Raw genomic sequence first — 14,252 nt, 5'->3', positions numbered from 1 at the left:
GCCTGTTTTAACGTATCAATATCCGACTAAATCCGTCAATAATCATCATTTTGTTCGAGATTGGTGTTATTCTCCACCTCTATCTGCGGCAGCGGCAGCCGGATGTGTTTGCCCACCACGAAGTTGTTGAAGTCCGGATCACGGGCGGCCACTTTATCAACGCCGGCGTCGGAGCGCAGGTCGTCCCAGCGCTTCAGGTCCGCCCACCGCACGCTTTCGCCGCAAAGCTCCAGTTCCCTTTCCACTTTCAGCCGTTCGCGGAAAGCGGCGGCATCGTTCCCGATGGCAGGATAAGCGGTAGCCAGCGGCCGCATGTTGGCACGCTCGCGCACTCTGTCCACATACTGATAAGCGTTCGCCGTCTGCCCCAGCTCATTCAGCACTTCCGCGTACATCAGCAGCACGTCCGCATAGCGGATCATCCTGAAATTGATCTCGTTGAAATAATCTTCATTGCTGCGGTAATAATCGCGCTGATATTTTCTGAACCAGGCTTCGTCCGCATCCCATTGCCAGTCGCGGCCATACACCTTATCGCCGAAGTCCGCTTCCAGGTCTTTATAAAAAAGCGTATACCGCAGTCTTTCATCCAGCGCGCCATCCTTGTTCATTTCTTTTTTAAACTCGCCGATGATCCAGTTCCTGGCCTGTCCGTCTGACCAGCCGATGCCTCTCGGGGCAAAGAACTGCGAGCGGTTGCTGCCCATGTTGCTGTTGGGGCCGTCGCCTTCGCCGGTTTTGTTGGCGTCGGAGAACTGGATCTCGAATACGGATTCGATATTGTTTTCGGTGTTGCCGCGGAAGTTATCCCTGAATGCCGGCACGAGATCGTAGTATCCCTGGCCTTCGCCGGTGACGAGGTAATCCAGGGCGGTTTTGGCCTCCGGCCATTTATGCTGCTGCATGTAGGTCTTTGCCAGCATGGCCTGCGCGGCGCCTTTCGTGGCGCGGCCTACGTTGGGATCGTCCCATTGCGGGGGCAATACGGCAGCGGCGGCGGTGAGGTCTTTTTCCACCTGCGCCCATACTTCTTCGAGCGTATTTTGCTGGGGCAGGTCAGCGGGCTCGGAAGGTTCCAGCACCAGCGGCACGTTCTCCCACAGGATGGCTGCATAATAGTAATACAGTCCGCGCAGGAAATGCGCCTGTGCCAGCAGCCGGCTTTTCTTCTGCTCGTCCGCAAAAGGAATGTCGGGAACATAGGCCAGCACCTGGTTGGCGCGGAAGATGGCTTTGTACACATCGCGCCAGGTGTTGACGTTGCCTTCCCAGAAATTATAATTGATATACTGGAAGCGCGTCCAGTCCCCCAGCTCCAGCCAGGGGCTTCTGCTGAATCCTTCATCAGACGTGAGGTCCAGGCGGAAATAGATCCAGCGGTTGAATCCGCCGTTCTGATAGAACATGGAGTAGATCGCGTTCACGCCTTTTTCCGCATCGGATTCTGTTTTCCAGAACTGATCTTCTGTGATCGTATTCGGATTTTCAACGTTCAGCAGGTCCTTGTTACAGGATGGCGCCAGCAGTGTGGACGCCAGCAATGTTATATATAGCAGATGTTTGTTCATAAAAAACGGCTTGATGAATTAAAAACCAAATTGCAATCCAACGGACCAGGTCCTGAGGTTCGGGAAAGCGCCGAAGTCGTAGCCTCTTTCGTAGATCGAGGCGTTGTTGAATTCGGGGTCCAGGCCGGTATATTTTGTGATCGTGATCAGGTTCTGCCCGGATATGGACACCTGCGCGCGCTCGAAGCCGATCCTTTTGACAAGATCGTTCGGCACGTTCCAGGCGAGGCTGGCGAGCTTCATGCGGGCGAAGCTGCCGGGTTCCAGCCAGCGGTCGATATCTCCGCGGGAGTTCAGCGTGGTGCCGTAGTATGCGCGGGGAACGTCCGTGTTGGGATCGTCCGGCGTCCAGGGGCGGATGCCTTTGCGATAATTGGAATTATCGTCAAAGCGGTCCGTCACGCTGCGCGGGCCGTTAAACACCTTTGCACCAAAAGAGCCGAACCAGTTCATGGACAGCTCAAACCCTTTCCAGGAGGCACCCAGGTTGAGGCCCACCTCAAAGTCGGGCCAGGGATCGCCTACTACCACTTTGTCCGCATTGGTGATCTGCCCGTTGCCGTCATTGTCGCGGAAACGGATGTCGCCGGGTTTTGCGGTCGGCTGAATGATCTTGCCGTCTTTATTCTTGTAGTTATCCACTTCTTCCTGGCTCTGGAAAAGGCCGTCTGTCTGCAATACATACCACATGCCGATCGGCTGGCCGATCTTGGTGACGGTGTTGCCCACGTAGATGTTATTTCTTCCGTATCCGAGGCCGAGCACTTTGTTCCGCAGGCGGGTGAAGTTCACGCCGATGTTGTAGCTGAACTCTCCATGCGTGTCGTTGAAGCCGGCGGACACTTCGAAGCCGGTGTTTTTCAGGCTGGCCGCGTTGGCAACGGGGTTGCCGCCGTCGTTACCTGTCGTCAGCGCGATGGGCATGGCGGTGAGCACGTCGTCCGTTTGGTTGATGAAGTATTCCGCGGTAACGGATAGCCGGTTATTGAGGAAGGCCGCATCCAGACCAATGTTCGTTTGTTTCAGCCTTTCCCAGCGCAGGTCCGCGTTCACGAGCTTCACAAGCGTGGCCCCGGGCTCTACGTGCTGGTCGCGCCCCATGGTAGTCGTGATCAGGGTGTTGATGACCGCGAGGTAATCCCAATATCCTCCCTGGCTGGTGTTGCTGTTGCCCACTTCACCATAGCTGCCACGCAGCTTCAGGTCGTCGATCCACCTCACCTGGAAGAAGTTCTCGCGGCTGATGCGCCATGCGGCGGAGAAGCCGGGGAAGTTGCCCCACTGGTTGGCGCTCGCGAAGCGGGAGCTGCCGTCGCGACGGAATACGGCGTTGAGGAGGTATTTGTCCGCGAAATTATATTCCGCCCTTCCGAGGTAGGAAAGCAGTATGCCCTTGCGCAGGTAGCCGCCGGTCTGGGGTTCATTGCCCTGGTCCAGTACGGGATAATACTGCCCCGTGTTGGAATTTTGCAGAATGTTGCGCTTCGTTCCCCAGATCTGCCCATAGTCATCGCGCTGATAGGTCTGCCCTGCGAGCACGGTGAGTGAATGCCTGTTGATGGTTTTGGTGAAGGTCAATGTATTTTCCACCAATGCGGTCTGCCATCTTGCCCTGTTCTCGTTCGCGATAGCGGGATCGTAAGACTGGTTCAGCGTCCAGTTCCCTTCCTTGCGCAGATAGGAGTAGTGATCGTTGCTGGTTTCGTAGCCGAGGTTGAGGCGGTATTTCAGTTCGGGCAGTATCTGTATTTCTCCCCAGATATTTCCGCGCACCCTGAAGTTCTCGTTCATACGGTCTTCCAGGTTGGCGATCGCTACAGGGTTGGTGCCGAAGGTACGCGCCTTGGCTTCATCGCCGTAGCCGTAACCACCGGGATGCGAGGCATCGTACACCGGTATGGTGGGCAGCAGGCGCACCACGTCTATGATCGGGTTGCCGGACATTTCATCCGCCCGGCCATTGCTGATGGCGATGTTCTCCCCGATGCTGAAGATGCCTTTGGAGCCCTGTGAATTTACACGCAGGCTGAACCGGTCGAAATTGGTGCTGATAACGGTGCCTTTATTCCCGAAGTAGTTGGCGGATATCATATAAGTACCGCTTTTTCCGCCGCCGGAAAAGCTGGCGTTGAGATCGTGCATGGTGCCGGTGCGGTAGGCCACGTCCTGCCAGTCGGTATTCACCGCCAGGTCCAGCTGCTGCCTTGTTGCGCCGGCATTGTCATACGCCATGTAGTTGATACGGGAGAACTCATCTGTTTCCGCGAGTTCGTAGCGCGGGATGGTCTGCACGCTGGTTTTGGCGGAGACCTCTACTTTCATGGGGCCTTCGCGGCCTTTTTTGGTGGTGATGATGATCACGCCGTTGGCGGCGCGGGAGCCGTAGATCGCAGCGGCGGCGGCGTCTTTCAATATTTGTATGGATTCAATGTCGTTGGGGTTGAAGTCGCGGTTGGCCGTGGTGATCATTCCGTCTATCACATACAGGGGATTGGTGCCTGTGAAATTTTTCGTGCCCCTGATCTCGATCTTGGCTTCCGAACCGGGCAGGCCGCCGCCACGCACGTTGATACCTGAAGCGAGGCCCTGCAAGGCTTCCGCCACGGTGGTGGCCTGTCGTTTTTTAATGTCATCGGCCTTTACCACGGAGATCGCGGAGGTGAGGTCTTTCTTCTGCTGCGCGCCGTATCCCACTACCACCACTTCATTCAGGCCGCTGGCGCTTTCGTTCAATTGTATGTCCAGGAACTTGTTGCCGCTGACGGTCACTTCCTGCGTTTCAAAACCGAGATAAGATACTTCCAGCACCGCGCCATCCGGCACGATCAGGGAGAACTCCCCTTTCGCGTTCGTGATCACGCCGGTGGTCTGCCCCTTTACGCGCACAGACACGCCGGGCAAAGGCTGACCGGTGGAATCCGTTACGCGGCCCTTTACATCCTGCTGCGTGTTGATCTCTTCCGGCGGTGAAATGACCACGCGGTTTCTGTCAAGTATCCTGTAATCCAGCCTGTTATTCAGTACCCGGTCCAGTATCTCCGGCAGGGTGGCATCGGCCACCTGCAGGTCTATCTTGCCGAGTTGCCGGATATACCCGTAATTATAAAAGAACTTATACTCGCTTTCCTTCTGTATCCGTGCGAATATCTTGTCAATTCCCGCCTGCTCGAACTTCAGTGTAAATCTTTTCTGGGAGTACACGTCGGCGGATACCTGCAGGCAACAAGTCAGCATAAGCAACGCACATAATTTCATAACGAGCAAAAATTTAACTACCCTGGCCGGCATATCGCCGGGCCAATGAAGTCTTTTGTTTTTCATAACTTTAAGAATTGTAAGGTTGAGAAATAATACGGAAAAGCATCACCTGCAAGTAGTTGCTTTATCCGGCCGTTTTTTGACAGCCTTGCGGGGGAAGAGTAGCCGCTCTTCCCTTTTTGCTGTATCATTAGGGACATGAGTACTGTTTACGCCATAACAAGTGTTTTAAGTCAGGGAATAATTTGCTACCAGGGGCCGTTGTAAAGTACGGCCGTCAGAATATTACGATCTCGCTATCCGTTATCCGGTATTTGAATCTCGTGGTCATTTGCAGGATCTGCAGGGCCTGCTGTACATCCTCCTCTTCGAAGACGCCGCTTAGCTGTTCCTGTTTCAATTGTTCGTTCTCAAAGCGGATATGCACGTTGTACCAACGTTCCAGCTTGGTGGCTACGTCGCCGAAGGTTTCGTTCGTAAACACCAGGGTGTTGTTCACCCATGCGGTTTCCGCCAGATATGGGCTGTTATCGGGTTTCACGACGGATTGCACGCGGTATTCTTTCTCACGCTCACGGCTATCCGGCGTTGTCTGTGTATTATTATTGGTGGCCGGCAGGCGGCGGATGATCAGTTTTTCATTGGGCGCCAGCGTGATCTTTTCTCCTTTCAGGTGGTTCAGTTGCACCCTGATCTTGCCACTGATGAGCGTGGCTTCCACATTTTCCTCGCAGACGTAGGCTTTCACATTGAAAGTGGTGCCCAGTACTTCTATCGTAACGCCGCCGGCGTGCACGATAAAGGGATGGCCCGCGTCTTTCGCCACATCAAAAAAGGCTTCTCCTTCCAGCGTTGCTTCCCTGTCGTTGTAAGACAGCTTGCTTCCGGCGTTCAGCCATACGGTGGTGCCGTCCGGCAGTATGCGTTTTGACTTGGTGCCGTAGCCGGTTTCCAGCTGCTCCGCCAGTGCAGGCGTTGTAACCGCGGTGTCCGCTGTGCGCCGGAACAGCAGCGCGCCACCGGCTCCCAGGATCAACAGCAGCACCGCTGCGGCAGCCAGCCAGTATTTTTTTGTTCCGGAACGGATCGCTGCTGCCGGTTCCTCCGGCAGGCTACTTTCCAGCTGATTCTCCCGCTGCAACAGCAATTGCCGGAACCCTTCCGCCGCTTCCGTACTGTATACGTCGCCCAGCATGGCGTACAGCGCCTGTATGTTCGCCCTGGCTTTCCACACCGTTTCCATCTCACCCGGATATGCTTTCACATACGCCTCCCATTCCGCCTGCAGCGCAGTATCTGGCCGGGTGCAATATTTAATGAACGACGAGCTTTGTTCCAGCTCATCCTGCGTGAAAACCTTATCCATCAGCGGCGATTGTACTTAATAGACAAGATGGCTGGCAGGATTTACCAACTTTTTCCAATTTTTTTTTGCTCACAGGCGGGAAACGTTAGAAAAGGGTCAGCAACAGGAAGTTGAGATGTTTTACGGGGTGCTTCTCCTGTTTTTCCAATATCAGGCGCAGCTCTTTCAGCGCCACAGACAGGTTATTATATATACTGCGATGGCTCAGGCCGGTTTTTTCGGCGATCTGGGCCGATGAAAGACCTTCGTAGTATTTCAGCTTCACTACCAGGCGGCAGCGTGGCGGCAGGCGGAGGAAGGCGTTTTTCAATTTCTCCTGTAACTGACGCTGCTCTTCGTCCAGGATCATTTTCTCTTCGGCATTGTCTTCCGCATCGTCCGTTTCCGGCAGATCGTATACCAGCCGGCTTTCTTTGGCCGCGGAAAGGTTGAGCAGCCGGCGCCGGAAGCTCACGGCAATAAAGTGCTTGCAGTTGTCCACCGCATTCCAGTCGATCTTCTTTTCAATAAAATGCAGGAAGAGCTGATTAATGCAGTCCTTGACGGTTTCCATCCCGTAGCCGGCATTCAGCCCGATCGCGACAAGGTAGTTGTAATGCTGCCTGTACAAGGCAACATACCATTCATTCCTGTCTATGGTATCCCGATCTGAATATTTGTATCCTGGCATATTGTGGAAGATGGGAAAAAGGTAATACTTTTTTGGGAAATTACCGTCGGATATCCTTGCCGGATAGCCAAATTGCCCCTGCAACTTGGCACTTCCACATCCCCCGGAATATGAAAAATCCGTTTAAGTTTGTGCCATCAAAACAGCACACCCCATGAAACACAAGTTCTTATTCATCATATTTCTTTTAACGGTAACACATTTGCAAATGAATGCACAATATGCCACAGTGAATGGCCTGAAAATGTACTACGAAGTTCATGGAAGCGGAAAACCGCTCGTGCTGATACATGGCGGGGGATCAACTATCGGCACCACCTTCGGCCGCATCCTTCCTGAACTGGCAAAAAGCCACCGGGTCATTGCTGTTGAGCTGCAGGCGCACGGGCATACCGCGGACATCGACCGGGAAATGACCTTTGAACAGGATGCGGACGATGTGGCGGCCCTGCTGCGCCAGCTTGATATCAGCAAAGCGGACATCATGGGCTTCAGCAACGGCGGTACCACTTCGCTGCAGATCGCCATCCGTCATCCCGAGGTGGTGAACAAACTGGTGCTGGCTTCCACGCTTTACAAACGGAGCGGCGTGCCGGCCGGCTTTTTCGAAGGCATGCAACAGGCGTCCCTGGACAATATGCCGCAGCCGCTGAAAGACGCTTATCGCGCGATCAACCCCGACCCGGAAGGGCTGAAAGCCATGTTCACCCGCGACGCTACCCGGATGATCCATTTCAGGGATATCAGCGAGGCGGACATCAAAGCCATCCAGGCGCCCGCGCTCGTTATCAACGGCGATACCGATGTGATACTTCCCGAACATGCGCTGGAGCTGTTCCGCGCCCTGCCCCACGCAAAGCTGGCGATCCTGCCGGCCGGGCACGGAGATTACATCGGGGAGATCTGCGCGCCGGATCCAGACAGCTACATGCCGCAGCTGACGGTTTCCCTGATAAACGAATTCCTGCGGTAACAGCTTACCTGCCGGCCACAAACACATACTGCCCGGCGGGTACTTTTACCAGCAGGCGGCCATCTTTTTTCCCGATCACCTTTATCTCCTTTATACTGCTGATATCCCTGCCGCCTTCGGTGATGCGCTCCCCTGCAGACGCGGGAAAATAAACGGTGGCCTGCGCATTCACCGGCACGGTTACATTCAGGCGGAACCGGCCGTTTTCCTTTTGCCAGCTGCTTTTAATGATGCCGTACAGGGAGGCGGTTTCCGCTTCGGCGTGGGACACATTGCTGACGGGCGAGGGTTTGATGATGAAGGACTGGTAGCCGGGATGTTCGGGATCGGGGCGGATGCCGGCCAGGCTCTTGATGAACCAGGATGCGATGCCGGTGAAGCAGGTATGAATTTTACTGGTGACGTTCACGCTCCAGTATTCCGGCCAGGTGGTTTCGTCCATTTCCAGGAAATAACCATAGCTCGGTTCATTCGTTTTGGAAAGGATGCGGGAAAACGCTTCATCATATTCCTTGTCTTCTATCAGGAACTTCAGCAGCACCGGCAGGCCGGAGCTGCCCATATCAAAATAGGCGTCCGGCGCGGTGATCTTTTCCCGGAAACCGGCGAGCACGGGCGCATACAATTTTTCGGGAACGATGCCGGTCATTAACGGGAAAGCGGTCTGCACCTGGTCGCCGTTCATGTAGATGTTCAGCGCGGGGTCGAAGAACTGCGCGTTGATCCGGGTTTTGAGGAATCTTAATCTTTTGGTGTACAGGATTGCGTCCTGTTGATGACCGAGTATGCCGGCTATGTTGATCATCGTTTCCAGGTTCATGGCGTATACGCAGTTGTTGAAGAACGTGGCCTCGGGGGTGCCGCCGAACTCTTTTCTTCCGCCCGGCGCGGCCCAGTCGCCCAGAAACTTCCCGCCGCCGAAAAACGCTTCGAGCAGGCCGAACTGGCTTTTGGTATGCAGAAATTCCAGCCATTTTTTGCTGGATGGATAATTGGCTTCCAGTATTTTTTTATCACCGTAGGTGCGGTAAAACTCCCAGGCTACATTCAATCCCGCACTGCTCCACATCGGCCCTCCATAATGTTCGTTCCATTGCGGCGCGGTATGATGGATCCATCCGTTCGGTTCCTGCACATCCGACCAGTCCCGCACATGCTTCGTATAAAACGCGCCCACGTTATAGTTCGGCATGCCTATCCCCCATGCCGTGGCAAATACTTCCTCTCCGTAGCCGAGCCGCTCGCGGTGGGGACAATCCGCCGTATACCCTTCGGTGGTACACATCCGGTACGTCCACAGATCGGTTTCGTATATTTTGTTGAACAGGGTGTTTGAACAGGAAAAATGCCCGGTGCGCTCAATGTCCGTCGCAATAACATATCCTTTCACACTGTTGAGCGGGGGTTTATTTTTTAATCCGGATATATTGATATAGCGCCCTGCGATGTAGTTGAAACGGTTGCGGAATGTTTCTTCGCCGCCGCCCTTGCAGATATAGATATTTCCCTGCGCCCAGTCCTGGACGGTTTCGGGATCGTCCGCCACCATGATCCTGACGGAATCGCCCGCCGCCATTCCTTTCAGCTTCACTTCCACCCATCCTGTAAAGTTCTTGCCCAGATCTACTTTGTAAATACCTTTCAGTGTATCCGTCACCGTTTTAGCAGTGACGGTATCGATGATACGGGCGGGTTCCATGATGTGGGCGGACAAAGCCACTTTATGCCCGGTTTCCACGGCATGCGGCCATTTACTGTCGTCAAAGCCGGTGGTATTCCAGTCTGCCAGGTATTGCCGGGCGTCCACGCATTCGGCGCCGTGATCTTCATAGGTATTATTCCCCGTGTTTTTGCTGGAACTTACCTGGCATTTCCAGCTGGCATCCGTGGCGAGCACAAAATCTTCCGCGTTCAGCTGCGCCCGCAGCGACGGAAAGATGATCCTGCCGAAAAACTCGTTCCGCGACCATCCCGGCCCATACCATATCGCGATCGTATTATTTCCTTCGCGCAGCAGGCCGGCAATATCATATGTTACATACATCACCCGCTTGTCGAGCCGCGTAAGGGCCGGCGCCAGCACCCGGTTATCCGCCTTCCGGCCATTGATGTACAGCTCATGATATCCCATGGAAGCTACGTGCACAAAAGCGGTATTCACTTTACCGAGTGTAAAATTCCGGCGGTACCAGATATGGTTTTCCTTCGCCGCATCGGGATGTTTGATCCAGGCGCCTTTCCAGTCAGAAGGCTGCAGCAGCCCCATGGAAAAGCGCGCGGCCGCGCTCCATGCGGTAGTATGCCCGTCCTTGTCGCGCGTACGCACTTTCCAGTAGCAATCCTGGTTGGCGCGCAGCGCTGCTCCCTTAAACGGCACGAGCGACGACTGATCCGATGTTACTTCACCGCTGTCCCAGATATCTCCCCTGTTTTTGTCCAGCAGCGCCTTGCTGCTGGCGACGAGTATGTGATACGCGGTTTGTTTTTGCCCCCGTGTATGTTCTTTGTCTGTGAGCTTCCAGTTAAACCTTGGTGTTTGCACGTCAATGCCTAGGGGATCGGTCATGTATTCACAGCGCAGGTCTGTGACTTCCATGGTACTTTGCGCAAATGCGGGCAGCGCGAACGCCAGGCCCGCAAATAAAATGCAGGTCTTTATCATGATGTCTGTTTCGGGATGATTTAAAACTGGTGGAAAGATGCGGATACAAATGCCAGCACTTCGGGCAATGCGGTGCGCCAGTAGCCCCAGGAGTGGCCGCCGTCCCGGATGCGGAATTCATGCGGTATTTCTTTTTTACGCATGGCGATGTGAACGAGGGAATTGCCTTCAAACAGGAAATCATCGTCGCCGCAATCAATGTACCAGCGCACGGCTTTCTTTTGATCTTCCGGCATATTGTTCACCATGTGCAACACGCTCTGTCTTTCATACCAGGCTTTGATCTGCGCATCGGAAACGGTGGAATCCTGTCCGCGGCGTTTGAGCCACCTGGTGGCGTCTTCCAGCGCGAGCGGGCCGGTAGCCGCGCTCAAGGGGCAGGCCGCGGCGAAAAGCTCGGGATGATGCAGGGCATAAGTGAACGTACCTTCTCCACCCATGGAAAGGCCCGCCACCGCACGGTAGCGCTTTTCCTTTTTGGCGCGGTACGTTTTTTCGATGAAAGGGATCAGCTCTTTGAAAAAGAAATCTTCATACTGCCATTCTCCTTTGATATCATTGGCGTATCCACGGCGGCCGGTGTTGGCGTCGGGCATCACGATGATCATGGGCGTGGCGTTGCCTTCGCGGATGGCCTTATCGGCAATATGCAAAACTTCCCCGAACTGCACCCAGCCGGTCTGATCGTCGCCGGCGCCATGCAGGAGGTACAGCACAGGATAGCTGCGGCTGGACGATTCATAATCCGGCGGCAGGTAAATGGCGTACTTCCTGTCCCCTTTCAATATTTTACTGGGCAGGGTAAGATTATCCGATACCTTCCCTGCCTGCGCATGCAATAATGCGGGAAGCATGATGCAGGCCATCATCCATGCCCAAAGCTGTTTTTTCATGATCTTGATTTTACCATGTTATATTAATGATCTTTTCTTTTCCTCCATAACTTTCGATGGTGCAATTCTCCGCGGAAACTTCCGCAATAGCGGCGCTGCCCTGCACCCGGAAGGTCAGCGCCCGGTGCTGCTCCACCGCAGGAAGGCTGTTCGTATCAAATGTTATCAACAGCTTGTTATCGCTGTAACTGATGTCGGGCTTCACGGCGCGCCGCAGGGATTCGTAGGCGTGAACGGCCTCCGGCGGTGCAAACCACATGTTGTCCGCGCCATCTTTGCCATAGGCCGCGGCCAGGCGGTTGAAAAAGGCGGAGAAATCGTTGAAGCGAAAGCTGATATTCCAGAGATTGTCGTTCCCCACGCTGTGCGTAAAGGTGTTCAGCCAGTAGTACCTGCCTGTTTCAAGCCGTTGGGCGATCTCCTGAAAGACATCTTTTTTCATGTTGCTATGCAGGAAATAACGGCCGGCCAGCAGATGGTCCCAGTCTTTGCAAGTGGCCGGTTCTATCCAGTAGTCGCGGTACCGGCTGCTGTGCACCACCTGCAGGCCCTGCTCAAAAGCGGCGGCGGTGTACAATGGCAGGCTGAGTACGTCATCCTTTCCGCCCGGTATTACGAACTGGCGCATGCTGGTGTGAAGATGCCGCTGCACGGCGCTGGTGTTGCTGTCCACTTCCTCCGCGGCCTTTACATCTTTTCCTGTGGCGTGAGTGAAGCTGTGGTTAAGTACATCCCATCCCGCGCTGGTCATGCGTTCCAGCTGGCCCCAGGAAAGATTGCCAGCATCGGGTGTGCTGTCTTTCCGCACGGAGTGCGCATTGACGGCTACCGCGGCGGTAAATGGCCGCGGGTTTCCGCATCCGTCCGTATAAAACAAACCCGGATGCGCTGCTCCGTCCGCACCCTGATCAAATCCCCACTGGTCTTTGAAAGATGGTGCAACTTTCCCGCCGTTGAAGAAGGGGAAAGCTACGCGGGCGGCTGAAACCAGCCCGTCATCCAGCGTAAAGCTGCATGCAAAACGCTTGTTATAGCGCAGCGGTGTTATACTAACGTTGGCATCTGCAGCCGGAGCATCCAGCGTGATGATGATACGGATGGTCGTATCTGCTGATGATGATTCCGCTATACGCACAAATGTTGCAGCGGCAGTTTGCGCGGCCGCTTCCATCGCAAAAAGCATGTACAAACAGAAAAACGATAATCTTATCATTCAAAGTTCGCTTTCATTTCTCCCGAAAAGGCTTTGCCGGCCGGGCGTAATTTTATTTTCAGGATCACGCCTTCCGGCAGCAGCGTGGAATGGTACACTTCATCCCCGTTCCAGAGCCGCTTGCGCACCCATTTTCCTTTTTCATAATACCCTTCCTCCACCAGGATCATCTCCGCGCTCTGCGCGCCGGAGCCATAAGTGGGCCTGAACTGGAATTTGGCGTCAAACCCGATCAGCAGAAACTCATTCGCATTCAGCTGAGCCACCAGCGCACGGCCGGAAGATGAGCGGTCCTTTTTATAAGAAGGATACCCAAAGGTGAAAAGAATATCGTATCCGTCAAAGTTTACCAGCTGCTCGGAGCGGTTATGCTCTTCTATCACGGCTTTCAGGCGGCCTGTTCCCTGCAGGGCGAGCACTTCATCCATGGCGCCATGCAGTAAACGGTAGTTGGCGGCGATGCCGGCGAACTTGTCGTCCAGCCGGTCTTTCCGGCGTTCATCATGCGGATCGGCATGAAAAGGATCAATACCGTACACGGCTACACCGAGCGCACCGTGGTTGCCGATCATATGAAAATGATAACGGGCGAAGTCAAGCCCTTTACCGGTTTCAGGTATGAAGAGCGGATTGTCAGGACGGTCGTACTTACCACAAATATCATCGATGGCGGCCAGGTTATTCTGATAGATGTCCGGCGCGAGCAGCACCATGTTGCCGGCCACGGCTTTCCAGATATCGAACATATTGGAAGTGGGGCCGCCGCTGGGGTAATCGCCGGGGCGCCTGAACCGGTGCTCGCGCAGCCAGGCGTTGGCAAACATCGGCAGCGCATATTCCTGCTTGCCGGCCGCCGCCACTTCGTTGATATAACTGGCGATGTGATAGGCGTTAAATGATTCCGGCGCGTCTATTCCAAACACCTCTTTCCAGATGCCGGCGCGCTTGCCGAGTTGCTGTACCAGCTTTGCGGGAACAGCGGCGTTGAATACGGCGTTGGCGCCTTCTGAATAATCGCGGTCCGTGCCCAGCGAGCCTGCTTCGTTCTGCACCTGTACCATGATCACCGTTTGCTGCTGCGCGTCTGTTTTTTTCAGGTGACGCATCATGGCGGCGAAGGCTTTCTTATCCGCGTCGAGGTTGGCGGGTGCTACGGGCGAGAGCAATAATAACTCCGCGCCGCCGGCATCTCTCATGCGCGGATAGCGGTCCGGGTTGGAAAGTATCCATTCCGGCGCGTACTGGGAGCTGCCGTTCTTGTAGGAACCGAACCACAGCAGGATGAGCCTTATGTTTTCCCTGCGGGCGCCGGCTATGAGGGAATCCAGTTCACTGAAGTTAAACCGTCCCGGCTCCGGCTCTACGTTTTGCCAGTAGATAGGTGCTTCCAGCGTATTGCAATGCAGCTCGCGCAGTTGCGGCCAGGTCTTTTCCAGGATGTAGGGCCAGTTGCTGCTGTTCCATAGCTGGGCGCCCAGCATCAGGTAAGGTTTGCCGTCTACCAGAAAGCTGTAGCCCTTGCCCTGTTGCTTTTTTACAAATGAAGGCAGCTGCCTGGATTGCGCCGCGCCCGCCAGGCTGCAGCAAAGAAACGCCGTGATGAGGCTGATGATCCGAATATTCTTCATGTTGTGTGTTTTGTCTGTTTA

General features: G+C 54.7%; 9 protein-coding genes. 1 reads left to right on the top strand and 8 read right to left on the bottom strand.

The genetic code is table 11. From position 1 onward, the window contains the following. Window positions 1-35: 35 nt before the first annotated feature. The 4 genes from CCY01nite_RS16835 to CCY01nite_RS16820 all read right to left on the bottom strand — a co-directional run bounded on the left by CCY01nite_RS16835 (window position 36) and on the right by CCY01nite_RS16820 (window position 6,862). Window positions 36-1,568, bottom strand: coding sequence for a RagB/SusD family nutrient uptake outer membrane protein (locus tag CCY01nite_RS16835; RefSeq protein ID WP_146864283.1), 1,533 nt, complete (start codon window positions 1,566-1,568; stop codon window positions 36-38). A gap of 18 nt (window positions 1,569-1,586) precedes the next feature. Continuing rightward, window positions 1,587-4,802, bottom strand: a complete 3,216-nt coding sequence (locus CCY01nite_RS16830) for a SusC/RagA family TonB-linked outer membrane protein (RefSeq protein ID WP_146864281.1) — start codon at window positions 4,800-4,802, stop codon at window positions 1,587-1,589. A 301-nt stretch (window positions 4,803-5,103) separates the two neighbouring features. Continuing rightward, on the bottom strand, window positions 5,104-6,192 hold the full coding sequence (locus CCY01nite_RS16825) for a FecR family protein (RefSeq protein WP_146864279.1): 1,089 nt from the start codon (window positions 6,190-6,192) through the stop codon (window positions 5,104-5,106). Window positions 6,193-6,277: 85 nt separating this feature from the next. Beyond that, a complete protein-coding gene (locus tag CCY01nite_RS16820; protein WP_146864277.1) occupies window positions 6,278-6,862 on the bottom strand; it encodes an RNA polymerase sigma factor in 585 nt (194 codons plus the stop codon). 208 nt (window positions 6,863-7,070) lie between these two features. Here CCY01nite_RS16820 and CCY01nite_RS16815 point away from each other — a divergent pair, with 208 nt between their 5' ends. After that, window positions 7,071-7,835: an alpha/beta fold hydrolase gene (locus tag CCY01nite_RS16815; protein ID WP_246129965.1), complete on the top strand. Its 765-nt coding sequence runs from the start codon at window positions 7,071-7,073 to the stop codon at window positions 7,833-7,835. 4 nt (window positions 7,836-7,839) lie between these two features. Here CCY01nite_RS16815 and CCY01nite_RS16810 read toward each other — a convergent pair whose 3' ends face one another. From CCY01nite_RS16810 to CCY01nite_RS16795, 4 genes are read right to left on the bottom strand one after another with little or no spacing between them, the layout of a single operon-like run. Next, window positions 7,840-10,497 (bottom strand): family 78 glycoside hydrolase catalytic domain, encoded by a 2,658-nt coding sequence (locus CCY01nite_RS16810; RefSeq protein ID WP_146864273.1) that lies wholly within the window; start codon window positions 10,495-10,497, stop codon window positions 7,840-7,842. Window positions 10,498-10,517: 20 nt separating this feature from the next. Further along, window positions 10,518-11,390, bottom strand: a complete 873-nt coding sequence (locus tag CCY01nite_RS16805) for an alpha/beta hydrolase (protein WP_146864271.1) — start codon at window positions 11,388-11,390, stop codon at window positions 10,518-10,520. Window positions 11,391-11,400: 10 nt separating this feature from the next. Beyond that, window positions 11,401-12,573 carry a polysaccharide deacetylase family protein gene (locus CCY01nite_RS16800; RefSeq protein ID WP_186831109.1) on the bottom strand — a complete coding sequence of 391 codons (1,173 nt, stop codon included), beginning with the start codon at window positions 12,571-12,573 and terminating at the stop codon, window positions 11,401-11,403. 26 nt (window positions 12,574-12,599) lie between these two features. Then, window positions 12,600-14,231 (bottom strand): DUF5597 domain-containing protein, encoded by a 1,632-nt coding sequence (locus CCY01nite_RS16795; RefSeq protein ID WP_146864267.1) that lies wholly within the window; start codon window positions 14,229-14,231, stop codon window positions 12,600-12,602. Between the last annotated feature and the right edge of the window lie 21 nt (window positions 14,232-14,252).

Source organism: Chitinophaga cymbidii, from assembly GCF_007992715.1.
GTDB lineage: Bacteria > Bacteroidota > Bacteroidia > Chitinophagales > Chitinophagaceae > Chitinophaga > Chitinophaga cymbidii.
Note: the sequence above shows the minus strand (reverse complement) of the source record. Positions and strands in the feature narration are given on the sequence as shown.

What these genes read in the sequence shown, in the direction of transcription:
- CCY01nite_RS16820 (WP_146864277.1), bottom strand. Translation starts at nt 6,862, where the DNA reads ATGCCAGGATACAAATATTCAGATCGGGATACCATAGACAGGAATGAA.
- CCY01nite_RS16835 (WP_146864283.1), bottom strand. Translation starts at nt 1,568, where the DNA reads ATGAACAAACATCTGCTATATATAACATTGCTGGCGTCCACACTGCTG.
- CCY01nite_RS16805 (WP_146864271.1), bottom strand. Translation starts at nt 11,390, where the DNA reads ATGAAAAAACAGCTTTGGGCATGGATGATGGCCTGCATCATGCTTCCC.
- CCY01nite_RS16815 (WP_246129965.1), top strand. Translation starts at nt 7,071, where the DNA reads ATGAATGCACAATATGCCACAGTGAATGGCCTGAAAATGTACTACGAA.
- CCY01nite_RS16810 (WP_146864273.1), bottom strand. Translation starts at nt 10,497, where the DNA reads ATGATAAAGACCTGCATTTTATTTGCGGGCCTGGCGTTCGCGCTGCCC.
- CCY01nite_RS16800 (WP_186831109.1), bottom strand. Translation starts at nt 12,573, where the DNA reads ATGCTTTTTGCGATGGAAGCGGCCGCGCAAACTGCCGCTGCAACATTT.
- CCY01nite_RS16825 (WP_146864279.1), bottom strand. Translation starts at nt 6,192, where the DNA reads ATGGATAAGGTTTTCACGCAGGATGAGCTGGAACAAAGCTCGTCGTTC.
- CCY01nite_RS16795 (WP_146864267.1), bottom strand. Translation starts at nt 14,231, where the DNA reads ATGAAGAATATTCGGATCATCAGCCTCATCACGGCGTTTCTTTGCTGC.
- CCY01nite_RS16830 (WP_146864281.1), bottom strand. Translation starts at nt 4,802, where the DNA reads ATGCTGACTTGTTGCCTGCAGGTATCCGCCGACGTGTACTCCCAGAAA.